Below are 25,254 nucleotides of genomic sequence, written 5' to 3' on the forward strand. Positions count from 1 at the left end.
TTAAAAATTGAGCTTTTAATCTTTAATGTATTTAAGAAGTGTTTCTTTAAATTCGCTAATTGGCACTTTAGTCATCAATCCACCCTTAAGAATGCTAATTGCTCCGCTTTCTTCAGAAACAACAATAGTGGTTGCATCAGATTGCTCAGAAATTCCCAGAGCAGCTCGATGACGAGATCCATAAGAATTATCAACACTTTTTTTGGTGATTTTATAAAAAGTAGATGCATAATAAATTTTATTATCTCGAATAATCACCGCTCCATCGTGAATAGGGCTATCTTTATTAAAAATAGCAATAAGTAAGGAACTAGATAAGTTCGCATTTAAAATAATTCCATCAGTACGTAAATTGTCTAAATTTTCATTATTTTCTAAGGTAATTAGAGCTCCAATTTTACGTTTTGATAAATATTCCACAGTGTCTTTAAGTTCATAAATTAAGCGTTCTTGGGATGATTTTCCTAAGCTTAAATATTTATTACGAACAATTTTTTTGGAAATAAAATTGCTAATTCTTGGTCATAAAAGCACTAGTAAAATTGCTATTGCCACTCAAAAAGTTAATAAAACAATTAATAAAATAAAAATCACAAGCATGCTTTATCCAGCAAATTTGCTAATTGCATAAGCTCCTAAAATGAGCAATACAATCACAAAGACAATAATAGCAATGTAAATTAAATTTTTAATAAGTGCTTTTTTTTGATTTTTAGCATCAGCTAAAATTTCTTCTTGAGTTTTTTGCGGAAGCAAATTCCCTTCTAAATCATAAGTTTGCTCAATAATGCGAGCAATTTCGGCTTTACGCAAATTGATAAAATGTTCTGGATCAATTTTAGAATCAGATTTTTTGCGTTGATTTTCCTTACTATTTAATAATTTTTTAATATCCATAATACCTTCTTAAAATCCTTATATTTAAATTTTACTTTATGTAGATAAAAATGTAACTTTTTTGTTGATAAAATAAAAATTGTCTGCAGACAATTTTTATCCTGATGCTATAGTTTATTAATTTCAATGATGCTGTGGGATTTTTTGTCTTTAGCAAGCGAAATAACTTTAAATTGATACTTATTATCTAAAGTATAGGAAGTTTTTTTGTATAACTTTTTATCGCCAGTTTTTAGCAGTAAATATTGCTCTAAAGTCAGTTCTTCTTCAGTTTGATTAAGAAGTGAGACTTCAATATCTAATTGTTTAAAAACATCATACACAAACAGGTCGGAGTTAACTTCCGAAGTTTCCAGTGAAAGTTCATAAATTTGCTCATCATTATCGTGTTCATCGTAAATTTCACCAACAATCTCTTCTAAAATATCTTCAATGGTAATAATTCCCTTAACTTTAGTAGAATTATTGTTTTCCACCACAAATCCCATTTGTGCCCGAGCTTTACGTAGTTTATCTAGTGCCGAAGAGAGCAATGAATTAGCTGAAATATATGGAACACTTTACATATAATTAATAATTTTTCCTCTTTGAAGATGAAAAATATCCTTAAGCATAACCATTCCGATTAATTCACCATTTTTCATAATTGGAAGTCGTGCATAATTAGTTTCTTTAAAGACTAACTTGGCTTTAGCGATGTTGTCTTTATAATCTAAATACGAAACATCTTTAAGCTTAATGTAATGTTGTTGGACTTTTCTTGAGTCTAAATCCAGTGCATTTTTAACCAAAATACTCTCACCAGTTTGTAACACTCCCTCATTTTGAGCTAAATTAATCATGGTTTTAAGTTCATCTTCAGTATGAGTAACTAGCACTTCTTTCCCGATTTTACTAATTGGAAGTGTTATAACTCATAAAATTCAGTACATAATTTCAATAAAAGGAGCAAAGATTTGCAAGTATTTAACCGTGTGATGTTTGGCGATCAATTTAGGGCCAATTTCTCCAAAAATCAGTAAAACTGGAGTTACTGCTGCAATGGAAATGATAGTTGGTATAATGCTATCTTGTGCAAAAAATTGCGATAATAAAAATGAGCTAAGTACCGATGAACCAACATTAACAATATTATTTCCAATTAAAATGGTTCCTAAAATTTGATTAAATTTATTTTTTTGTTTTTGGATTAACAAGGCATTTCGAGCCTTGTTTTCCACTAAAAAGTTAATTTTAGCTACTGAAATAGTAGTGTAAGCAGTTTCGCTTCCACTAAAAATGCTACTAAGTAAAAACAAAATAAATAAAATAACTAAAAAAATGATTATCAAATGTAAAGGCATTATCTAACTCCTTTATAAGTGATAATTTTTTGATGGGAGAAAGGTTCCATAAAGCTCCTTATTTGTTTTCTTGTTTAACATATTCGGTAAAACTAACAATTTCACCATTGTATTGCAATCCAGCTATTCCAAGTTGTCCATTACGGTTTTTAGCAACCGAAAGTAAAGTATTATAACTCATATCTTCTTGCTTACTATCAGCGTTTCGGCTTAAAAAGATTACAATATCAGCATCTTGTTCAATTGAACCAGATTCTCTAAGATCGTGAAGTTGAGGTTTTTTATCTTCGCGAGTTTCAACACTCCGAGAAAGTTGTGATAATGCCATAATTGGAATTTTCAATTCCAGTGCTAAAGTTTTTAAATTCCGAGAAATAATCGAGACTTCTTGCTGGCGGTTTCCGCGTCCATTTGGTGGTCCGCTAATAAGTTGTAAATAATCAATAATAATTAAATCTAGTTGATAATTTAAATTTTTATTTAGCAATCTTAATTTTCAAGTAATATCATCAATGCTACTAGTTGGAACATCATCAAAATATACATTCATTTTATCAAAACTTAATGAAAACGAATCAAGTTTTTGTTTTTCGTAAGAATTTAATTTTTTAGGATCTTGAATTTTATTTAATGAGACTTCTGAGTGAGTTGACAAAAAACGTGATGTTAGCTCACTGGCAGGCATTTCTAGTGAAATAAAAGCAACATTTCGAACTCTTGGAGTTTCCTCATTTAAAGAATTAATTACTGCAGAATTTGTGCTTAAAAGATTTTCTAAAGTAATGTTTCGAGCAATATTAAGTGCAAAGGCAGTTTTTCCAATTCCTGGACGAGCTGCTAAAATAATAAATTGTCCTGGTTTAAAGCCATTAACATATTTGTCAATAGCTTCAAATTTGGTTTTAATTGAAAACTCATCGCTTTCTCCAATAATGCGTTCATTAATTGATTGAATTAATTCGCTTGAAGTTTCGCGAATATGCTTAAAACTACTGCTATGAATTGAGTTTTGTGAGTTATCAGAAAGAAATTGCTGAATGTTTTGGTAAGCTTCTTTTCATTCAAAATGATCTTGTGGATTTTGGATTTTTTTAAGTTCATAAGTATAATAAGCTTCTAAATTACGCATTTTGGTGAGGTCAATTAATTTTTCAATGTTAGTTAAAAAATGCGTCTCATTAATAATTTTTGTGGATATTAGTGAAATTAAAACTGAATTAACTAAGCTAAAAGCATTATTGTTTTGGATTTTTTCTAAATTTTCAATTAAATTAGCAAAATCAAAAAATGGAAAGACACTCCCTATTTTGCTTTTTAAAAATAAAATATAGCGAAAAACTTGTTTATTTTCGGGGATAAAAAAGTCACTTTCGCTTAAGTATTGAGCTCCACGCTGTTGCATTTCTTCATCAGCAATCATTGATGAAAGAACGTTTTTTTCCACTTCATCATCTTGAAATAGAGTTTGTGGATTTAAAAACGGTTCAATAAGCGTAAGATAGTTTTTTTCGGAATTATTATTTTGAAACATTTATTGTAATTTCCAATCTAATGAGTGCATTAATATCTTTATATAAATTTGCAGTCACTTCATGACTTCCCTCAGAGACAAAATGAATTTTTTCCAATGCATGTTTTGGAAGAGTATATCCAAGTTTTTTTAATTCTTCGTGGACTTCTTTAGTTGAAACGCTCTTGTGAACGTTTAAATTGTGGTTTTTATCCACAGTTGCTTTAAGTACAAATTTTAGAGTAAGATTTTCTAAAGCTTCCTTTAACTTTAAAAATTCAGAACGTTTTTGGTGTTCATCAGCTGAAAGCTGTTGCAATTTACGCTCTAAAGTTTTAGCGGTTTTTTCATTATATGGTAAAGCAAATCCATTTTTAACTAAAAAATTACTTCCATACCCATTTGAGACTTCAACAATGGTATTTGCTTTTCCTTCTTTACAATCTTTAAGTAAAATTACTTTCATTTTTCTTTGCTCCTGTCATTATAATTGCGTGTTTAATGTTATCAACAAAAACATTTAAGTCTTCTTGCGAAAGGGCTGCCGCAGAGTTAAAATGTCCCCCTCCGCCTACAGATTCACAAATAATTTGAACATTAGTATTAATTCCTCGAGCACTAAGTTTGTATTTAGCTTTTTCTTTTGAGCCTTTTAACTTAGCTACTACAAAGGAAGCAACTCGTCCTTTAATTTTTAAAATCTCATCAGCTGCAATTGAAATAGTATCATTTGAAGCTTCAATATTTGAATAAGCAAGGAAAAAACCTTCTTTAACTTCAGTGAGATTTTTTAAAATTAAATCTACAGTTTTACGAGTTTCATTATCAATTTTTAAAATTTCTCCAGCTATTGAGCCTTTGGCTCCTTTAGCTTCTAAATATCCAGCAGCTGCAAAAGCCCGTTGGGATACTGATTTAGAGAATTGATTAGTATCTAAATAAATTCCATTTAGCAATAATTGTGCAGTCACTGGGTCAATGATGACTTTATTTTCAATAAAGGAAATAATTTCAGTAACAATTTCTGAAGCTGATGAAGCACCTGTATCAATGTAAATATTAGTCACAGGACAATAATCAATACTTTTTCCAATTCGGTGGTGATCCAAAACAAATACATTATTGCGATCGGTGTTTTTTAGTGCGTCAGGATTATCAGTTCTTTGAACATCCGAATTATCCACTAATACCACTAAAGTATTTTCGTTGGTCATTTTAGTTAAAGTTTCCATATTTGAAACTAAAAAAGAACCATCAAAAACATTTTTCATCTCCGACATCATCATTTTGGTGGTGTGATCAAAGCTATAATTCCCAATATAAGCTTCTTTGCCAAATCCTTTAGCAATTTGGTAAATTCCATAAGCAGCTCCAATAGCGTCTAAATCAACCATTTTATGCCCATAAACAATTACTTTGTCAATTTGTGGATTTTTTAGTTTACTTTGTAATTCTAAAGCAATATTTTTAATTTTGGTCCGACTATTATCAGCGACAATTTCGGATTTTGAACCATAATAAATTGGATTTTGAGTATTTGAAAAAATTGCAACCTGATCTCCACCACGATTTTGAGCTTGTAAAAGGGCTTTTTTTGCTTCTTCAATTTGTTTTTGAAATGAACTTCAACCGCTAGCAAATCCAATTGATAATGAAAGTTTGTTTAACCCTTCAATTTCTTTTTGATTGATTTTCATAAATAAATCAAATTGATCTTCTTTAAGTTCATATAAAGTTTTTTCATTAGTAAGAATAACAAATTTACCATTAGTATATTGGCGATAAATAATGTTATATTTTTTAACATATTCTTCGATAGTATCAATAACAGCTTTATTAAGTCTAAAAAATTGTTCTTCAGAAAGAATTGATTGATACAGTTGAAAGTTATCAATTTCAATTTCTCCAATAACTGGTTTTTGTTCTCAAGCTTGGGTCTTAAATAAGTTTTCAGTAGAAATATCTCTAATAACAATAGTATTGGAAATAGGCCAAAATTGAGCTTCATAAATATGATCATTCTCAGAAAATTCGATTTTATTTTCATTTAAATCTATTTTCTTTTTATCACTAAAAAACTTAGCAAAAAAATCATCAACACTTCAACCGATAAAATTATTTTTAAACTTTGATTTTAAAAATGAGCTACTCCAAATAATTTCTTGCCCTGAATCATAAATAATAATTCCGATATTATTATTAGACATAATATCTTCAACAAACGAGTTAAACGATTTTTTGATTAGTTCTCTAGATTTAACAAATTTTGAGAGAACAAAATATAATAAAGTTGCCTCAACAGCTAGTGAAGATACAACTCCAAGTGATAACCATCCCAAAATGTATGCATTCCCAAGATTAAAAATAATTGCAATTAAAAGTGCTACAAAAGAGATAGCAAATATTACAAAAATAATACTAATTCCGATAACTCTATTTTTGTTTCTCAAAATAACCTCTCTTGTTTAAATTTAAATAAATTAATTTATTTAAATTATACAAAATTTGGACTTTTATCATTGATTTTTCAACAGATTAACATTTTATATATTTTGATAACAAAATAAAAATAGGTTTGTGAACCTATTTTTATGCATTAATTATTAGTTTGTAGTACTTGCTGTATTTGTAGAGCTTGTAGCTGGAGTTTCACTAGAAGGAGTTGATACACTACCTTTTGCTTGTGAAATGTTTAAAATAAATAATTTAAGTTCTTTGCTAATTGCAGTTGCAAGATTAATACGTTTTGAACCAGCTGTATCTCCTGATTTTGCATCGCTACCAAGTACTTCTTTTGCTTTATCTTCTTTTTGTTTTTCAGTTACTGTTGAATCTGCTGAATTATCTTCTTTTAGACCAAATAAGATAAGAAGTGTTTTTTGTGTAGCAGTAGCTGTGGTATAGAATACTCTAGAACCTTGGTTATTTCCTTGAATGTTTGTATCGAAATTATTAACAGCGGTAAGTTCTTTAAGTTCTTTAGCTTTGAGTTTGTAAAGATCTAATTTATTCTCATAAACTCTCTTAAGAGCACCTTCAAACGCAATTTTAGCTAAAGAATATACTCCGTTATAGTGTTCAAGGGTTTTTCTGTAAATTCTTGAAGAATTTTTAGAATTTGCTTGTTTAATTAATGTGTCTAATTTTTTAGCTTCTTGATAGAAGTTAATAATTAATCTTATATCCTTAGTTAAATCAGCTTCTGAATATGAATGTTTGTCGATATTATTTGTAGTATCAGCGTCATGATCTGGATGCAAGAATTCTTTGTTAACAGCAAATAATTGAGCAGAAAGAACATCTAAATTATCTACTACATAACTATTATCATTTAATTCTTTTTCTTTAGCGGCTAAATCAGATTTTTGAGCATCAACTAATGAACTTGATTTAAAGTCATCTAAATGAGCTTCAAACGCTTTTAGGAATAAAATAAATTTAGATAATTCTTCTATTCTAATGTAGTTTTTAGAATCTACGCCATTATCGTTAGGTAATGATACAATAAAGTAATCTCTCATCAAGTTTGTAAAATTGAAACTATCTTCTTTAATTTTGTCTAATAGTGCTTTTGAAGCATCTAAAACAGCTTTTTCTTCTTTGAAAGTATCATTGGTTAAATGATTAGAATTACTTGATAATAAGTTAGTGTATTCTGTAGTGTATTTTTCGATAAGACTTTTAATGTTTGCACTGGTATCTTTAAATCTGGTATCTGTTGTTTCTTTTTCAAGGAATGATTCAACTACGTATGAATTAATTTTATTCATTGCATCTTTGAATTTTTTCTCTAATTCAAGATATGTAGCAAGTTTATTATCTGAATATTGTTTTAAACTGTATTCTACTTTTTCTTTAGGTTTTGGAACTTTTGGTAATGATGGTTGAAGTTTTGCTGCTTCTGAAGCGTCTAAATAATCTAAGAAGTTAGCAACGTCTCTTAAATCACCTTGATAAGCTGAACCATTTTCTGGATCATATTCTTTACCTAAAAATGCTTCTACAGAATATTTAGCTTTATCTCCTTCTGGACCACCTGGGAAAGTGTCAGGTCTAGTAAGCATTGCATATACTTTGTTTTTAATAGATGTAAGGAATTGCTCTTTGTTAGTAGGTCTAAATCCCTTAAGATAGTTTTTAAGTTGTTCAATATGGTTGTGTTCTTCTTCTGAAACAGGTGTATTTGCATAAGCTTCTTCAACAGAAGCGAGTCTGCTTTGAAGTGCAGTTAATTTTCTATATTGTAAGTATCTGTCCCGAAGTTGAGCATCTGTATCAGCAAAAGTGGTGTTTTCTTCATCGATAACTTTAGTTTTATCATCTGAAGTATCCCCACCTAATGCATTGAATTCTTTAAATGTATTTTTTACAAAATCAAAGTGAGCATCATAAACATCTTTTGCAGGATTTGAAGTTGGTTTAGCATTTGATTTTGTAGCATTTTCATCTGTCATATCAACAAAGAATAATTCTTTTGCTCTGTCTTTGGTTTCGTTGTAAAGTTTTTGTAATGCTTCTGGAGTTACAAGTTCTGAATGATTTTTTTCTTCAAGTCAGTTGTATGCTACAAGTCCTCTGAGTCTTCCAAATACTTCTTTAAATTGAGGTCATCTTGATGCAAATAAATCAACATTTGCTTCGTAGTAGTGTTTTTGTTTAGTTAAACTTGATGCATCTTCTTTGGCTTCCTTAGCACCTTTTATAAAATTGTCAACTTCTGTTTGTTTATTTACATTTTCAGCTTGTAAAAATTCCATGAATTTAAGATAGTATTGTAAATCTGAATTAAATAAAGTTACATTATCTTTATATAAAGGGTCTTTAGATTTGTCAAATGATTCTCAAAATTCTTTTTCTTTTTGGTTTGCTTCCTTGTAATCGATTGTTGATCCCTCTTTAGCTGTAACACCTCTTCATGCTGGGATGTAAACTTGAGCAACTCTAAGTCATTTTTGCATTAACTTAGCAGTATTTTTTTGTTCATCTGTCATGTCTGTTGTGCTAAAAGCAGTTATTTTTTTATCTACGTAATCAATTACTTTTTCAAGCTGATCAATGTATTTTGCAATAACATATTCTTTAACTTTTTTAACATGTTCAGGATCTAAATTGTAATCTTTAAATAGTTGAATTTGTTCTTTTTCAATTTGTTCTTTTTCAATTTGTTCTTTTTCAATTTGTTCACTTACTTGTCCTGGTTTAAATAAATCATTAAGAATTTTTTCTCATTTATCTACCAATCCTTGCTCATTTAGTCCCATTGAAACAAATTCATGCTCTCATAACCCTTTAGCAAATTGTTCTATTTTATTTGACTCTTTACCAAAAGCTCTTATTACAAAAGGTAATAAACCTCTAAATTCTGGTTTTTCAGTGAATTTTTTCTCTTCAAATTTTTTCAATACTTCTGTTTGTTTTGTTTTTAATGCAGTTAAATCAAAAGTTTTATTAGTTTGTTGTCCATTACTGCTAGAATTTGAAGCTGTATCTGCTTTAATAGTTAAATTAACTAGCATTGAATTTAAATTAGTAGCTGCTGCTTTATATCCAGATTCAAGTTCTAAAAATTTATCTAAGTTATATTTTTTAACATCATATAAATTATTAATTTCGAATTTTCAATGAGCTGTAGCTGGATTGTCTTTATCTGTAACTTTTTGTTCTAATAAAAATATTAAGAAATCACTAAGAGTTTCTACATCTTTATTAAATTGTTCTTCAGTATATCATTTATTTTCATCAAAGGTTTTGCTAATTTGGAAGAGATTTTTGTAAAATTTATCTTTTAATGTTTCACGGAAATTTTCAAAATTAGTTGGTGCACCATTTGGTTGTGTAGTAGTTCCATATACTTCTTTTATTAATTCGTCATCTTTTTCGAATTTTAAAGGTTCTCAAGGAATAAGGAAATTTAAAATTTGTGTTTGAGCAACCCTAATTAAGTTTTTATATCTATCTGCTCCGTCTTTTTGCTCGTTTGTAGCAGGAACTTTTTGGTCAGCTTCACGAAGTTTATCAATATCACCTTGAATTGTTTGTACAAGTTTGTTTGCTCCATCTTCAGGACTTAGAACTTTAAGGATCGCATATTTAACTTGTTCTTCAGGTGTAAGATCACTTTGTCCAAATTGTTCTAGAATTTTTTGTAATTTTTCTTTTTTATCTTGTTCTTTACTTTGTAAAGTATCGATTTGATCTAAAATAGATTCAAGTTCAGAATTGTATTTATCACGAAATTCTTTATTTCTTACTCAGTATGTATTTTCTCTAATTTCTTTAACTTTGTCTTTAAAAGCTTGAACATAAGTATTTAAATCTTTATCAGATAGTCCGTTTTTGGTATTATCATTTAAGAATGCAACTGCTTTAAGAGTTAATAATCTGTTAAGGGAATCTTTGTATTTAGAGTATAATGAATCAAACATATCAACTTGGTGGTCATGATAATCACCTAAAGATTTAACTTCAAAACTATCTGAGTAATTTTCAGCTTCAAATCTTTTTTGTAAAAATTCCAAGTATTCTTGTAAATTTTTTAAATCTTCAGTAAATTGACTATTTGTGTATTGAGGAGCTTTTTCAACATATTCTGATAAATCACTAAATTCTTTGACTCTAGCAGCAACATCAGTATTTGCTTCTAATTTCATTTCAGATTTAAATAAATCAACACTTGATTCTTGCGATGATGTAAGAGGAACTGAGTACTCAGGATTTAGTTTAAATCCTCTAATGGTATAAATTCTTTGTTCACTTAAAGTTGATGTTTTAATGTCTTTGAGTTTAAATTTAACAACTGTGTATCCATTAAAGTTTTCATATGATGTTTCTACTACTTGATATTTTTGGTTATTAAATCCATGGAAAATAACATCACGATCACTTTTTACGTATGTTGAATATACATTGTCAATATTGGTTTTAACTCGAGCATTATCATTAGTTGATTCTTTATCGTATACAGAAACTTGAACTAAAGATGCAACTGCATCAACAATAGCCTTATTCTCAGCTGGTGTTCTTTCGTTTGAACACGATAAAGTAGCTAAAGGAATTATTGATGTAGCTGAAGCACCTATAATTAATTTATTTTTAAGACTCATTTTTCTCCTAATATAGTTTTAAGACAAAATATTGTGCGAACACAATTTTGTCATTTTGTGATTTTAGTATAAAAAAATTATATAAGTTTTTTTAAAAACAATAGCAAACTTAACGATATATTTTTAAGATTTTTTATTGCGATTTTTGTGCTAAAAAGATATATTAAGTACAATAAGTACTCATTTTTTGCATTAATTAGATTTTTTGGAGGCTTGAAAAACTTATACCCAAGCATTTTTTAATGTGGAAATGTTGCAGAAAATTAATATCTTTGTACTGTAAATATGCAGAAATTATGCACAAAAGTTTAAAAACAAAAAGCCCTAAATTGGGCTTGATGTTAAATCTCTGCTGATCCTCCACCAGGACGACTAGGGATAATTGAAGAAGCGTCATCTTTTTTAGCTCATAAATCTTCTAGTAAATATTTTCCATATAATTTATTTAATAAAATAATTTCTTCTTGCTTAAGATTTTGAGTTTCAATTGCATATTTTAAATAAGTTAAAACTGCTTTTTCTTCACTATTATCAGCTAAAGTTGGATAAAGTTTTTTTAATGCATAATTAATGATTTCTTTTCCACCACCTAAAGCAGTAGGATTTTGAATAAACGCTTTAATTGATTTTGCATTAACTAAAATTAGTCCTTTTGAAAGAATGAATTTTTTAGCTTCAGTTAATTTGCTTTTAAAAACTAAATTACGAGAATTTGTCTTAGCAAAATCTTCTACTTGAGACCTTAAGTTTCCAGGGTATCTAGTTTTATTATTTAAAATAACTTGATTGGTTTTTTGAGTTCATTTTTTAACTAATTCAGCTAATTTTACTTGCTCATTAGATGCACTTCCGAGTTTTCTAATGATCGAGTTTTCTTCATTTAAGTAATTAGATAAATCCATTTTACTATCAGTAAGTAATGCGTTGGCATCATCTTTATTTTCGTCAATATAATTTTGAAGTTCTTCTAAGGCTTTGGCTTTATTTTCGGCAGTAGCTTTTTGATAAGTACTAATTTTATTTGATAATTCTGAAAGCAATTGCAATTTGACAACCATTGAATTAACAAAATTTCTAACTTGTTCTGGAGAGAATTTATCATTAACTAAGGTTCCGCTATTAATTAAAAATTTTCCGTAGTTTTCATAATCCTCAAAACTAAATAGTGAATTATAAAGTTTTGATTTTTTGATTTGACTATCAATTTTGCTAACTAATTCGTCATTAAGCATAATTGTTTGAGTTTGTTGCGAAGAACCTTGGTTTTCACTATTTGTGCTAGAATTTGTTTCTTGAACTTCAGAAATTCCTTCAGTAGTGTTTAACTGTGCTTTTTCTTGGTTAATTAATGGTGAATTCCCATTTGTATTACTTGCAATAATTTTAGCTTGTGATGAAGAAATAATTGCAATTGCTGCAATAGATCCAATCGAAGCAAGTAATCCCGAAAATGCAAAAAAATGCTTGATTTTCATATAAATTTCCTTTTTTTATCATTTTTATGTTCTGTATTAGTGTTATAATTTTAACATATTTAACAAAGACTAATAGTGTGGAGAATCAATATGAAAAAAGTTAATTTTTTAGATAAAGAATATGCTCTTCTTGGAACAGAAGTGCAACTTGGAGATACAGTAACTGTTAAAGGAGTACTTCCAGGTACTTTTGAAACAAAAGAGTTTCAAAATGATGGAAAATATACCGTTTTAACCCTTTACCCATCAGTAGGCGGAAGAGTATGTGATAGACATGTTACTCAAACTGAAAGTATCGCACCTGAATACCCAAATGTAAATTTTGTAGGGCTTTCACAAGATTTACCAACTGCTTTAGCAGGATATGTAGACTCACATCAAATCAAACACGTAAAACTAATGAGTGATTACAAACACAGAGAAGTGGCTCAATCACTTGGATTATTAATGGATGAAGTGTTTTTAAACGCTAGAGCAGCATTAGTTTTAGATAAAGATTATAAAGTTGTTTACAAACAAGTAAATGATGTAGTGCATGAACTTATTGACTTTGATGCTTTAAAAGAGTTTTTAAATAAATTATAAAAATTAAAAAATGCCGCAAGGCATTTTATTTTTTTGCTTTTGGATATTTATTAACTTTAACAACTTTAATTTTAGGTAAATGTAAAACTAAAGTAAATTCACCTTTTAAAGCATTATCTGCTAGCAGATTTTTTAAAACTTCATTTGCACTTCCAAAATATCATTTTTCATAAATTTTAGTAAGTTCTTTTACTAGACAAATTTGCTCATTTCCTTGAAAAACTTTGTTTATATCTTCTAAGGAAGCTTGTAATTTATGTGGAGAAACATAAAAAATATAAGTTCCTAAAGTAAGCGAAGTTAATTGATTAATTCGTTGAGAACTTTTATCTTTTAAAAAACCTAAAAAAGTAAAAGTATTTGAAAAATTAGCTCCTATAAACGCACTAATGGCTGCATTAACTCCAGGAATAATTTCAAAATCAATCTGTTGTTCTTTACATAACTTAATAACTTCAAAGCCTGGATCGCTAATAACAGGCATTCCAGCATCGCTAACTAGCGAAACATTTTTTCCAGATTTTAGTAACTCAATAATTCCTTTAGCACTGTTTTTTTCAGTGAAATTATTATATGTAATGAGTTTTTTACCTTTAATTTCAAAATGATCAAGTAACTTAGCAGTTACTCGAGTATCTTCACAAGCAATTACGTCACTGTTTTTTAAAATTCTTAAAGCTCTTAAAGTGATATCTTCTAAATTTCCAATTGGAGTTCCGACAATATAAAGTTTATTCATATAATTCCATTAAATTAATTAATAATTTTTCTTTAACTAAATTAAAATTTCTTGAAGACTGTGTTGCTTTAGAAAAAGTATCTAAAAATGTAATTGCATTAATTAGCTTTGGTTTTTGGTTTTTTAATTCTTTACTTAAAGATAAAACACTAATACCTAAGTTAAATTCAAATTTAACTTTTTTATAAGTAGCACTAAAAATAAAAATCATTCCACTAACAAGTAATTTGTTAATTAATGGCGTTTCTTCTTGAAGAAATTTAGTTAAATAAGCATAAAGTAAATGCTTATTTTTTATCGAATCGCTTAAAACTTTAATTAAGTTAATTATTTTTTTAAAATTCTCAGATTGCATAAACTCTGCAATGAGTTTTTCATCATTAAAAATATGTCCTAGTAATTCACTTTTTTCATTAAAAAGATTTTGTTTTTTCAGTTTGTTAAATAAAATTTGTGTATTTGGCTCTTTAAGAGAAATTAAATAACTTCGAGAAACAATTGTATCTAAAAGTGCATGCAATTTAGTTGTTGTTAAAATAATGGTGATGTTAGATGAAGGTTCTTCAATTGATTTTAAAATTGAATTAAGTCCTTGAACAGATGCATTTTCAATGTTTTTGATAATCACAAAAATCCGCTGATTAGGAAAATTAAAAAGTTGAGATTTAATAAAAACTTCTTCAAGCTCTTCTTTTTTAATTTTTTCATCACCATTATCAATGAGTAAAACATTAGGGAAATCAGTATAAGAAATAAAGTGTTTTTTTACATTATTGAAAATACAAAAAATATCTCGTAAATCATTTTCGATGACATTTAAATTTGAACTAAAAAGTAAATACAAATGTGATAATTTGTTATTTATTTTAATATCTTGAAAAAATTTAATTTGTTCATTAGTGAGCATGTTTGCTTAAAAAGTCCTTAAATTGTGGATGTTCCATTAATTTATTAATCACTTGATCAAAAACTTCCTCTTCACTAAGAGAAGCATCAATAATTAAATAGCGACTTGGATTTTCCTTGATTAAGGTTCAATATCCATTATAAACACTTTCATGAAAAGTTGCTTTTTCTTGTTCCATCCGATCTTCAACTAATCTAGTGCTATTACGACGAATTTTTGCTTGTTGTGGAGTAAGGTTAAAAAAGATAGTAATATCTGGATAAGCTTTATCAATAACTAATTCAGTTAAAGCTTTTACATAATCATACCCTAAGCTTCGAGCAAATCCTTGATATGCATAAAAACTATCAATATAACGATCACAAAGAACTAATTTGCCACTTTGAAGTGCTGGTCAAATGACTTTTTCAAGGTGAATTCTACGACTAGTAGAATAAAGCATTGCTTCAGCTACTGCTGAAAGATCTGAAGATGAATCTAAAATAATTTCTCGAATTTTTTCTGCTTCAGCAAGCCCTTGACCGCCTGGTTCACGAGTTAGCACAATATTGCTTAAATTGAATTTGGTTTGTAAAAATTGCATTAATTTGTTGATAATTGTGGTTTTTCCGCTTCCGTCTAATCCTTCAAAAGTGATAAACATTTTTTCTCCTCCCTTTATTTTTGTCTATGCATTAACGAAAATTTTAATGTTGTTTCATCAATATAATCCATTGAAGCACCAATTGGAACTCCGATAGCTAATTGCGAAACATTAATCCCCATTTTTGTTAATTCTTTTTTAATTAAAACGTTGGTCATTTCTCCATGTAAAGTTGGTGAAATTCCTAAAATAACTTCATCAAAAGTTTTTGCATACTCTTTTAATGAATTAATTTCAAAAAGTGTTTTATCTACATCTGATTCTTTTTTTAACAAACTTTTAAATGTATAATATTTTCCTTTGTAAAAACCAGCATTTTCTATTTTATCAATGACAGTAAAATTTTCGACAATAAGTAGCTGGTTATCTCGTTGCGAATTATCGCAATATTTGCAATAATCAATTTCACTTGGAGATTGGCATAAGTTGCAAAAATGAACTTTTTCTTTTAGTCTTTTGAAGGAATTAGCAAGTAATCCTACTTCACTTTCAGTATGTTCAAGCACTCATAAAACAATTTTTTCAGCTTGTTTTTTTGAAACATTTGGAAGTTTTCTAATTTCTTCAATAAATTTTTGAATTGAATCTGAAAAAAACATTAAAATGGCATTCCACCAGGCATTTGTGGAGTGATTTTTTCAAGTTCGTCTTTGATTAAATCAATTATTTCATTTATTGCAATTACAATTAAATCCTCAAGAATATCTTTATCTTCTGGGTCAATTAATGCTTCATCTACATTAACTGAAACAAGAGTAAAGTCTCCTTTCATTTTGACAGTAATTCCTTGTTTTTCGACAGTAAAAACTTTTTCATCAAGTTCTTTTTGTTTTGCTTCCATTTGAGATTGCATTTTTTTAAGTTGTTTTAACATTTCGTTATTCATTTTTTCCTCTTTTCATTAGATTAACTGCTCCACCAAAAATTGATTTAATTTTATTTTCGGTGCTTTGATCTTTAAATCGATTTTCTAAATAAGTTAGCTGTTCAATTGCTTTTAAATCTTCAGGAATACTTCCGCTGGTAAATTGATTTTTAAATAAATTAAAGGCTCTTTTTCGCTGTTGTTTTGAGCTTAAAAAGATATGTTTGTATCCTGAGAAAATACTATTAATATATTTTTGAAAATCTTCAGTGTTTCTGATTTGATAAATTTTATTTAAAATCGAATCATCATCTGAAGTAAGTAAAATATAAGTATTTGTAGAAGCAAGGATTTTTGTTGGTTCTAACAATTTCATTTTCTCATATTTTACTTTTTCAGAAGGGGAAATTATTTTTTCTGATAAATTTTTATTATCATTAAAACTATTTTTAGTGTTGGGTTGAATTCCTTGTTGAATTATATGCAATAAATTGGCAATTTCTTGATCATTTCATTTATCTTCATAAGTTTCTATTGCACTAATTTTCTGAGTAAAATTTTCACTAAAATCAATAACTTTTGTTTCGCTATCAATTTCATCAAATGTTTTCTTTAAACCAAAATCATCTTGATTTTGAAATTCTAATTCAGATTTTTTATTTAAATTTGGAACTTCTACTTCATTATTTTGCTGTTTCTCTTCAAAATCAAAATTTTGAGTACTAAAATTTAAATCTTCTTGAATTATGTTTTGAGATTTTGAAAGTTTGCTTAAATCTCCTCAATCATGAACTTCATCAGGTAATTCTTCATCTTTTTGTTCAATAACTATATTTTGTTGAATTTCTGGTGTTTTATCTTGAATTTTTGAAACTACTATTTCTTTTTTTAAAGGGTTTTCTTTTGAACACATTTTTAAAAGAAATACTTCAAGCAATTCAAAAGGATGCTCTGAACGAGAAATTTTAATTAACACTTCATTAAGTTCCTCTAAAAAACCAAGTGCAAAAGCTTTGTTAATTTTTAATAAATTTATTTCTTCAATTCCAATTCATTCTATAAAATCAAGCGACTTAGTTAAATGATAAATCAATCACTCTTTAATGATGTTAAGCAAACTAATAACTAGTTGATTTGGATCTGAACCTAAAGTTTTGAGTTGATAAAATAATTTTAATGTTTCTTTTACCTTTCCAAGATAAAGTAAATTAATCAAATCAATAATTAAATCATTTGAAGCAATTCCAAAATTAGTGCTTAAATTTTCAACACTAATACTTCCACCTCCAAATGAAGCACTTTGGTCAGCAATTGAAAGAGCATCACGCATTGCTCCTGAAGATAATCGAGCAATTAATTTAACTGCTTCAGGAGTAAAATTAATTTGTTCTTTAGTTAAAATTTTAACTAAATGTTCATAAATTTGTTCATTGGTTAGTTTTGAAAAGTTGAATCGTTGTAATCTAGAAATAATGGTTAATGGAATTTTTTGATGATCAGTAGTGGCAAAGATAAAAATAGCATGAGCAGGAGGTTCTTCTAAAGTTTTAAGTAAGGCATTAAAGGCACTTTTAGTGAGCATATGGACCTCATCAATAATATAAATTTTAAAACGTGAATGAATTGGGGATTGCTCAATTTTTTCCTTTAAATCTCTAATTTCATTAACGCCATTATTTGAGGCTGCATCCATTTCGATAATATCCAGAGATTTTCCGATTTTATCCTTACAATTTTGGCATGCAATAGTCGGATCTTCTCCATGCATGCAATTTAAAACATTTGCAAAGATATTTGCAAGTGATGTTTTTCCTGAACCTTTTGGGCCGCTAAATAAATATGCGTGTCCTATTTTTCTAGTTAAAATTATATTTTTTAATGTATTAATAATATGTTGTTGGCCAACAACTTGGTCAAATGATGTTGGTCGATACTTTCGATATAATGCCTTGTAACTCATTCAAACCCCTTTTGTGTATTAATTATATTTTAATTCGCTTTTTTAATTTATGGATTTTTAAAAATTTCACAATAAATATGAAAAATTTTCAAAGAAAAACCTCTTTAGAAGAGGTTATAGCTTTTTCATTAAACATTACTCAACAATTGTAGCTTCATCTTCGCTTTGAGCATTTGGTTGTTCTTGGGTTGCTTGCTGTTGAGCAGAGTAATTTGCAAAGTTTTTCATGACATTTTCCATTTGATCAAGTTTTTCTTTAAGTGCTGGAATGTCTTTTTTATCCATTAGTTCTTTTAATTCGTTGATTAGTTTTTCTGATTCTTCTTTAGCTTTAGGATCTAGTTTATCTCCTTGTTCAGCAGTTGCTTTTTCTACTTGAGAAATTAAAGTTTCTGCACGAACAATGGTTTCAGCTTCTTCTTTACGTTTAGCGTCTGCTTCTTTGTTTTCTTCAGCTTCACGAATCATTCTTTGAATTTCTTCTTCACTAAGTTTTGAAGAATTTTCAATAGTAATGGTGTTTGCTTTATTAGTTTTTAAATCTTTAGCTGTTACAGTGGTAATTCCATTAACATCAATAGTAAAGCTTACTTCGATTTGAGGAACTCCCCGAGGAGCTGGCTCAATTCCTCCTAAGTTAAATTGACCTAATGATTTATTATCACTAGCCATTTCTCTTTCTCCTTGAACTACTCTAATGGTAACTTCGCTTTGGTTATCAGCAGCAGTAGAGAAAATTTGTGATTTGGTTACTGGAATTGTAGTGTTACGAGCAATTAAAGGAGTTGAAATTCCACCCATTGTTTCAATTCCTAAAGTAAGTGGAGTTACATCCAATAAAAGCACATCATCAATATCTCCAGCAAGCACTCCCCCTTGAATTGCTGCTCCAATCGAAACTACTTCATCAGGATTAATTGAACGGTTTGGTTCTTTTCCTAAAGTTCTTTTAACTAATTCTTGAACTGCTGGCATACGAGTACTTCCCCCAACAAGTAATACTTCATGTAAATCAGCAGCAGTTACTTTAGCTTCTCTTAACGCATCTTCAATTGGTTTTCTGGTTCGATCAAGTAAATGCGAGGTCATTGATTCAAATTCACTACGTTTAAGTTCTAATTCAACGTTAACTGGTCCATCTGCAGTTACTGCTAAAAATGGTAAATTAATTGAAGCAACCGATTGAGCTGAAAGGTCAATTTTAGCTTTTTCGGCAGTTTCTTTTAAACGAGCCATAGCCATTTTATCTGATTTAGCGTCAAATTTGTATTTTGTTTTAATTTCTTTAATCATTCATTCGACAATAGCGTGATCTCAATCATCTCCCCCAAGATGGTTATCTCCACTAGTTGAAAGCACCTCAAAAGTTCCATTTTCAAGCTCAAGCACTGAAACGTCAAAAGTTCCTCCACCAAGGTCATACACAAGTACTTTCATTGCTTTATTAGTTTTTTCAAGTCCAAAAGCAAGCGCTGCAGCTGTAGGTTCATTAATAATTCTTAAAACATCAAGTCCAGCAATTTTTCCTGCGATTTTTGTAGCTTCACGTTGAGCATTATCAAAATATGCAGGAACAGTAATAACTGCTTTTGAAACTTTAGTCCCTAATTTTGCTTCAGCATATTCTTTCATGTAAGAAAGAATCATTGCTGAAACTTCTTCAGGTTTGTAATCTTTATTATTTGCATGTACAGTTTTTGTTGTTCCCATTAATCTTTTAATAGAAACAATGGTGTTTGGATTTGTTTCTACTTGTCTTTTAGCTGCATCTCCAACAATAATTTCACTATTTTTAAATGCAACTACTGATGGAGTTGTTCTTTTTCCATTTGGGTTTTCAAGTACAACTGGTTGTTTGTTTTCAATAACTGAAACAACTGAGTTTGTTGTTCCAAGATCAATTCCTAATACGATTTCTTTGGCCATATTTATCTCCTTAAATATAATCTTTTATACGATTTAATTATAACATAAAATTTAGCAGTCAAAGCTTTTAATTGCTAAATTTTATAAATTTTTATTTATTTTTACTTGGGCTGGAACAACTGCTCGCTCCCCTAATTTAAATCCTAAGCGAACTACGCCTGTGATTTCTTCGTGCTGTTTTTGTGGGTCTGTGTCAAAATCAATTACTTCTTGCTCATGTGCATCAAATAAACTTCCCACCTGTGGTTCAATAATTTTAATTCCGCTAATATTTAATGCATCTTCAAGTTGTTTAAGAACTAATGAAAAGCCATAACAATAATTTTGCACTTGATCATTTGCGGAATTTTGACCTGATTTAACTGCTAAAATTAAGTTATTATAAGGTATTGCAAATTCTTCAATAAATTTTTGTAGTGCATACTTTTTAATTTCTAATTTTTCTTTATTAAATTTTTCGCTTAATTCAGCTGTTTTTTCTTCAATAGTTTCTTTAGCTTTTTGAGCTGCTTGAATCATTTTATCTTTAAAAACATATTCACTAGTTTTAAGTGTAGCAGTTAAGGCTTCTACTTGTTTTTTAAGATCTTCATTTTCCTTTTTTAGTTGTTCTAACTTTTGGTTTAAATCTTCTTTAACTACAACTTTAGGACTAATTTGGGCTTCATTAATTTCCACTGAAACTTTAATTCCTGCTAAATCTTGATTTTTATGCTGTTCATCTAAAGTTATTTCAAAATGATAATTGCGTTTGTATTTTTTGCCAATTAAAAAATCATCTAAATTACTTTGAAGATCATTTTCTCCAATAACAATACTTTTAAATCCGCTTAATTTTTCAATTTTATTTCCATCTAAATCTTTAAAGGTAAATTTTCCATTTAATACGTCGCCTTTTTTAATTTTGTTCATCGCTATCTCCTTTTAATAAAAACTTTTCAAATAAACTAAGTGCACTTTTCATCTCATTAAAATCACTATCTTGAGGTCCGACAATTGAAATTTCAGTAGTTCCAATTGCGGTATTAATCCTTTTTGTTAAAAAGGCACTCACATCATTAATAGCGATTTTTAAATTTTGATGTTCATCTAATATATTTTCAATTTTTTCTCAAATTGAATGATTCTCAACCATGTCTATAATTTGATTAACTTCTTCACGAGTAAAATTACGACTTAAAATTAGTTCTTTGCGTCCATAAACATTGTTTTTAGTTTTGATATTAAAAATATTATGAACAAATTTCTCAATAATTTCAAGGTAATTTGAAACTTCTTTTTTAAGAATCTCTTTAAGAGCATAAGCTTTTTCTACTAAATCCTCAAGTGCTACTCCAATTAATTTTTCTTTAAAAACTCTAACAGCAATTTTTAAATCTTCCATTTTTACTTTTCGGTCTTCTAAAGAAATCATTTTTGAATGCACTTCCCCATTTGAAACTACCATTACCGCAGTTGCAACAAATGAGCTAATTGGGACTAAATCAATGCTTTTTAAAATTAAAGTTTTATCAAATTTAGTCGTTATTAATGTTAATCCAGTAATATCTGCAATTGTTTCTGCAGCTTGAGCTACCGTTAATGAAGCTCTGATTTTTTTATTTTCAAAAGATTTTTTGAGTTTTTTTTCTAATAATTTTTCATTAGCTTGAGCAATATATTTTGCATAATAACTTAATCCTTTTGGAGTTGGAATTCTCCCACTTGAAGAATGAGCTTTTTTTAAATATCCTAAATCTTCAAGTTCTTTCATTAAATAACGAATTTTTGCACTTGAAAATTTAATTTCCTTTTCTTCAATTAAATGTGCACTACTAATTGGCTGTTTATCATGAATATAGAGTTCAATAGTGCCACTAAGGATTTGTTCAAGTTTATAACTAATTCTGCTCATAAGTTTATTGTATCATAATTTAGCAATTCAAAAGCTTTTTTGCTAAATTATTTAAAAACACTACTCAAAGTAGTGTTTAAAAATTAATTTTTCTTATCAAGTAATCAGGCAATTTCTTCTTTATAAATTGGACCTTTATCTGTTCATGGAGTTTCTAAGATAATTGGAATGTTGTCAAAATCAGGGTCATGAACAACTTGTTTTAAAGTCTCATAACCAATAAATCCCCTTCCAATATTTTCGTGGCGATCTTTATGTGATGAAAGGTCATTTTTTGAATCATTTAAATGAATAACTTTAACATCTTTAAGTAAGTTATATTTGTTTAATTGGTCCTTAAACTGTTGATATTCTTTTAAATTATATCCAGCATCTCATAAGTGACAAGTATCAAGACATACAGCAATTCGATCAGAATTAACCCAATCTAAAATGTAGCGAATTTGTTCAAAATTAATTCCAATTTCACTTCCTTTTCCAGACATTGTTTCAACACAAATAACTACATCTTTAGTGTTTGAAAGAATTGTTTTTAAACTATCAACTAATGTATCAAGGGCTTCTTGAGGAGAATATTTAGTATATGCTCCAGGGTGAAGAACTAAATATTTAGCTCCAATATAGTTCATTCTTTCGATTTCTTTAGTTAAAAATTCTACTGAAAAGGTTGATTTGTCAGGATTAGCAGGATTAACAATATATGGAGCATGAACGATAATATCTTCTTTTGGAATCGCTGATTCAAAAAGATCTTCATATTTTTTAAGTTGATAATTTTCTACTGAAGTTCTGAGTGTTGTTTGCGGAGCACCAAGATAAATCATCATTGTGTTTGCTCCATTTGAAAGTGATTCAGCACCTGCATCAGCTAAATAACCAGGTTTTTTAAATGATATATGTGAGCCAAGTTTAATCATTTTTATTCTCCTTATTGGTGTTGTTTGTAAGCTTATTTTGAATTTGTTGCAAGAAACTCCCTGCAATAACCCCTGAAGGAATTGCTATTACCGCAATTCCAACAAGCGAAACAATAATAACAATAATTTTTGCTGTTGAAGATTGTGGAGAAAAGTCTCCATAACCTATTGTTGTCAAAGTGATAGTAGTAAAATAAATTGCATCTCCAAAATTTGAAACACTATTACTTGGAATTTGTGGATATTGTGGTTCATTTAAAGCTTGAGTTTTTGCTATATCAAAGCTTAAATTGTGAGTAGATGCATAATTTTGGATAAAAGCATTAACTTGTGAATTGTGATGACTAACTTCAGCATTTCAAATAACTAAAGCAAAAAGCACAATTAAAACAATGACTAAAACAAAAATATTTAAAAGCACTTTAGATTGATCTTTAAAAACTTTAAAAATAATTGCAAATGGTGCAAAAATTTGCAATACAATAAGCAACCTTAAAATTCTAACTAATCCTAAACCATTAAAAAAATCTAAAACTTTTTGATTAATTGCATTTATATTTGCAAACACACTAATTAAATTAATTGAAGCTAAAATACACAAAATTGCAACTATACTATAATAAGAAAGTAAAAATTTTAAATACAATTTGAAAAGATTTTTTTCTTTGTTTTGAAAATGGTAGGTAATTAAATGTAAAGTAAAATCGGCCACAAAAATAAAAAAGACCGGAACTTGTGCTATAGAAATAAAAACTTTTGCAACTGTGGAAGATTGTTGTCCACTCGGAACAAATAAATTTGCAAAGGAAATTAAGCAAGCAAAAATAATTATTAATGCATAGCTAAATTTAAGCTTTTGGATTTTTGAAACCTTAAATAAAGCATCATCTGAAAGATCTTGATTAATTCAAACTATTTGGTTAATTAATCTTAGTAGTTTATGGGGCGTTTTCTTTATTGATTCAAACATAAAAAAATTATATCTTAATGTAAATTATTTCTTCGTTTTTTGTGTAAATTAATCCACAAAAACTCAATAAAACGTAGCTTATAGCTACGTTTGAAAATCATTATTTTGTAATTGTAATTAAAGTATAACAAAGAAATTATTAATTAAACAAGTTCAATAATTGCCATTCGAGTTGCATCACCAAGACGTTTAGGAAGTTTAATAATTCTAGTGTATCCTCCGCTTCGTTGTGCATATTTTGGTGCTACTTCGTCAAATAAAACTTTAAGTGCACTTTGACCACTTTTATTTTTAATATCACGTACATAAGCAGCCACTGCTCTACGATTTGCAAGGGTTGGATTTTTCGCTTTTGTAATCATTCTTTCAGCGTGTCTTCTTAATTCTTTTGCTCGAGTTAAAGTAGTTGTAATTCTCCCATTAACAACAAGTTCACTAACAAGTGAACGCATTACACCATTTCTTCATTTGGTATCACGTGAATAAATTTGTGTTGGATTTGCCATATTACTCATCCCCCTCTTTTAGTTTAAAGCCATATTCGTGCAATTTTTCAATGATTTCATTTAATGATTTTGAACCAAGGTTTTTCACTTGTTCAAGTTCTTCGTAAGTCATTCGTGCAATTTCACTAAGTTTGGTTTTCTTAATTCTTCTGAGTGCATTAAGTGAACGTACTGATAAATTAATTTGATTAATTTCAATTTCTGGAGATTCCACTCCTTCTTCGATAATTTCTTCTTTGAAAATATCTACTTTCATCGAATCCACTTCACCAATACGAGAAAAATGCCCAATTAATATTTCTGCTGCTTGTTTTAATGCTTGTTTTGGTTTGATTGTTCCATCAGTTTTAAGGTTTAATTGCAATTCTTCTTCAATTTGTGGAGAAGCTGAGTTAAGTTCTTTTACACTGTAATTAACATTTTCAACTGGCGAAAAGTTTGAATCAACTGCAATTAATTTTCCTTTTTTGATATTTGATTGGATTTTGTCTTCTACTTTAGAAATAAGAATTTTATTTTCTTCAAAAGACATAAACCCTCTTCCTTGACGCATAAATACTTCTAATCTTAAAGCTTTTTCAGATTGAATAGTTGCAATTTCAACAGCAGGATCTACTACTTGAATATTTGGATGCGAAACAACTTGTAAAGAATTAGCTTTAATTTTCCCTGGGGCTTTAATAACAAGTTCAGCCTTTAAGATTTCATCCATTCCCAAAGTTTCAGGATTAAAACTAAAACGAGCTTTTCTAATGTTCATTAAGATAGTTGGAACATCTTCAACTACATCTTTAAGAGTTTGAAATTCATGTTCAACACCTTCAATTTTAACAGCAAAAGGTGCTAGTGAAGTAATATTTGAAAGTAAAACTCTTCTTAACGCAACTCCTAAGGTGTTTCCAAATCCTCTTTCAAGAGGTTTAAGTTGCACTGTTAAATTAAAATCATTGTTGTTATTTTCAGTTTTTTGTAGGTAATCTAGTTTTGTCATTTTTTCCATAATTAACCTCTTTA

General features: G+C 28.6%; 23 protein-coding genes. 1 reads left to right on the forward strand and 22 read right to left on the reverse strand.

What is annotated here, in order from left to right:
* Positions 1-15: 15 nt before the first annotated feature.
* The 9 genes from EXC58_RS04255 to EXC58_RS04290 all read right to left on the reverse strand — a co-directional run bounded on the left by EXC58_RS04255 (position 16) and on the right by EXC58_RS04290 (position 12,328).
* Positions 16-600 carry a diadenylate cyclase gene (locus tag EXC58_RS04255; RefSeq protein ID WP_129725796.1) on the reverse strand — a complete coding sequence of 195 codons (585 nt, stop codon included), beginning with the start codon at positions 598-600 and terminating at the stop codon, positions 16-18.
* Between the two features lie 3 nt (positions 601-603).
* Positions 604-897 carry a hypothetical protein gene (locus tag EXC58_RS04260; protein ID WP_129725798.1) on the reverse strand — a complete coding sequence of 98 codons (294 nt, stop codon included), beginning with the start codon at positions 895-897 and terminating at the stop codon, positions 604-606.
* 107 nt (positions 898-1,004) lie between these two features.
* Positions 1,005-1,445 carry a CBS domain-containing protein gene (locus EXC58_RS04870; protein WP_268809187.1) on the reverse strand — a complete coding sequence of 147 codons (441 nt, stop codon included), beginning with the start codon at positions 1,443-1,445 and terminating at the stop codon, positions 1,005-1,007.
* Between the two features lie 12 nt (positions 1,446-1,457).
* Positions 1,458-2,240: a CNNM domain-containing protein gene (locus EXC58_RS04875; RefSeq protein ID WP_268809180.1), complete on the reverse strand. Its 783-nt coding sequence runs from the start codon at positions 2,238-2,240 to the stop codon at positions 1,458-1,460.
* Between the two features lie 58 nt (positions 2,241-2,298).
* Entirely contained in the window at positions 2,299-3,771 is a 1,473-nt protein-coding gene (locus EXC58_RS04270; protein WP_129725800.1) for a DnaB-like helicase C-terminal domain-containing protein, read from the reverse strand.
* Complete coding sequence (gene rplI / locus EXC58_RS04275; RefSeq protein WP_129725802.1) at positions 3,758-4,216, reverse strand: 50S ribosomal protein L9; 459 nt, start codon at positions 4,214-4,216, stop codon at positions 3,758-3,760. Before rplI ends, EXC58_RS04270 begins: the two co-directional genes overlap by 14 nt.
* Positions 4,197-6,200 (reverse strand): GGDEF domain-containing protein, encoded by a 2,004-nt coding sequence (locus tag EXC58_RS04280; protein WP_223211629.1) that lies wholly within the window; start codon positions 6,198-6,200, stop codon positions 4,197-4,199. The genes rplI and EXC58_RS04280 overlap by 20 nt, the downstream gene beginning before the upstream one ends.
* A 153-nt stretch (positions 6,201-6,353) precedes the next feature.
* Positions 6,354-10,853 (reverse strand): hypothetical protein, encoded by a 4,500-nt coding sequence (locus EXC58_RS04285; protein ID WP_129725804.1) that lies wholly within the window; start codon positions 10,851-10,853, stop codon positions 6,354-6,356.
* Between the two features lie 341 nt (positions 10,854-11,194).
* Positions 11,195-12,328 carry a hypothetical protein gene (locus tag EXC58_RS04290; protein ID WP_129725806.1) on the reverse strand — a complete coding sequence of 378 codons (1,134 nt, stop codon included), beginning with the start codon at positions 12,326-12,328 and terminating at the stop codon, positions 11,195-11,197.
* 90 nt (positions 12,329-12,418) lie between these two features.
* Here EXC58_RS04290 and EXC58_RS04295 point away from each other — a divergent pair, with 90 nt between their 5' ends.
* Positions 12,419-12,913, forward strand: coding sequence for a redoxin domain-containing protein (locus EXC58_RS04295; protein ID WP_129725808.1), 495 nt, complete (start codon positions 12,419-12,421; stop codon positions 12,911-12,913).
* Between the two features lie 25 nt (positions 12,914-12,938).
* On the opposite strand, the gene rsmI is transcribed toward EXC58_RS04295, so the two are convergent.
* The 13 genes from rsmI to EXC58_RS04360 form a co-directional block, all read right to left on the reverse strand.
* Positions 12,939-13,652: a 16S rRNA (cytidine(1402)-2'-O)-methyltransferase gene (rsmI, locus tag EXC58_RS04300; protein WP_129725810.1), complete on the reverse strand. Its 714-nt coding sequence runs from the start codon at positions 13,650-13,652 to the stop codon at positions 12,939-12,941.
* A complete protein-coding gene (locus EXC58_RS04305) occupies positions 13,645-14,559 on the reverse strand; it encodes a hypothetical protein (RefSeq protein ID WP_129725812.1) in 915 nt (304 codons plus the stop codon). The genes rsmI and EXC58_RS04305 overlap by 8 nt, the downstream gene beginning before the upstream one ends.
* The gene (gene tmk, locus EXC58_RS04310; protein ID WP_129725814.1) at positions 14,549-15,202 is read right to left on the reverse strand and encodes a dTMP kinase; all 654 of its coding nucleotides are present in this window, start codon (positions 15,200-15,202) and stop codon (positions 14,549-14,551) included. The genes EXC58_RS04305 and tmk overlap by 11 nt, the downstream gene beginning before the upstream one ends.
* A gap of 14 nt (positions 15,203-15,216) precedes the next feature.
* On the reverse strand, positions 15,217-15,801 hold the full coding sequence (locus tag EXC58_RS04315; protein WP_129725816.1) for a toprim domain-containing protein: 585 nt from the start codon (positions 15,799-15,801) through the stop codon (positions 15,217-15,219).
* Positions 15,801-16,088, reverse strand: coding sequence for a YbaB/EbfC family nucleoid-associated protein (locus EXC58_RS04320; protein ID WP_129725818.1), 288 nt, complete (start codon positions 16,086-16,088; stop codon positions 15,801-15,803). Before EXC58_RS04320 ends, EXC58_RS04315 begins: the two co-directional genes overlap by 1 nt.
* Positions 16,081-18,027, reverse strand: coding sequence for a DNA polymerase III subunit gamma/tau (gene dnaX / locus EXC58_RS04325; RefSeq protein WP_129725820.1), 1,947 nt, complete (start codon positions 18,025-18,027; stop codon positions 16,081-16,083). Before dnaX ends, EXC58_RS04320 begins: the two co-directional genes overlap by 8 nt.
* 135 nt (positions 18,028-18,162) lie before the next feature.
* On the reverse strand, positions 18,163-19,953 hold the full coding sequence (dnaK, locus tag EXC58_RS04330; RefSeq protein ID WP_129725822.1) for a molecular chaperone DnaK: 1,791 nt from the start codon (positions 19,951-19,953) through the stop codon (positions 18,163-18,165).
* An 81-nt stretch (positions 19,954-20,034) separates the two neighbouring features.
* Entirely contained in the window at positions 20,035-20,865 is an 831-nt protein-coding gene (grpE, locus tag EXC58_RS04335) for a nucleotide exchange factor GrpE (protein ID WP_129725824.1), read from the reverse strand.
* Positions 20,852-21,847 carry a heat-inducible transcriptional repressor HrcA gene (locus EXC58_RS04340; RefSeq protein ID WP_129725826.1) on the reverse strand — a complete coding sequence of 332 codons (996 nt, stop codon included), beginning with the start codon at positions 21,845-21,847 and terminating at the stop codon, positions 20,852-20,854. Before EXC58_RS04340 ends, grpE begins: the two co-directional genes overlap by 14 nt.
* An 83-nt stretch (positions 21,848-21,930) precedes the next feature.
* Positions 21,931-22,764, reverse strand: a complete 834-nt coding sequence (locus tag EXC58_RS04345) for a deoxyribonuclease IV (protein WP_129725828.1) — start codon at positions 22,762-22,764, stop codon at positions 21,931-21,933.
* Positions 22,757-23,734 (reverse strand): potassium channel family protein, encoded by a 978-nt coding sequence (locus tag EXC58_RS04350; RefSeq protein WP_129725830.1) that lies wholly within the window; start codon positions 23,732-23,734, stop codon positions 22,757-22,759. Before EXC58_RS04350 ends, EXC58_RS04345 begins: the two co-directional genes overlap by 8 nt.
* 143 nt (positions 23,735-23,877) lie before the next feature.
* Positions 23,878-24,240 carry a 50S ribosomal protein L17 gene (rplQ, locus tag EXC58_RS04355; protein WP_129725832.1) on the reverse strand — a complete coding sequence of 121 codons (363 nt, stop codon included), beginning with the start codon at positions 24,238-24,240 and terminating at the stop codon, positions 23,878-23,880.
* 1 nt (position 24,241) lies between these two features.
* Positions 24,242-25,240 carry a DNA-directed RNA polymerase subunit alpha gene (locus EXC58_RS04360; protein WP_129725834.1) on the reverse strand — a complete coding sequence of 333 codons (999 nt, stop codon included), beginning with the start codon at positions 25,238-25,240 and terminating at the stop codon, positions 24,242-24,244.
* Between the last annotated feature and the right edge of the window lie 14 nt (positions 25,241-25,254).

Origin of the sequence: Mycoplasmopsis citelli, from assembly GCF_900660645.1 — a bacterium.
Taxonomy (GTDB): Bacteria; Bacillota_I; Bacilli_A; order Mycoplasmatales; family Metamycoplasmataceae; genus Mycoplasmopsis; species Mycoplasmopsis citelli.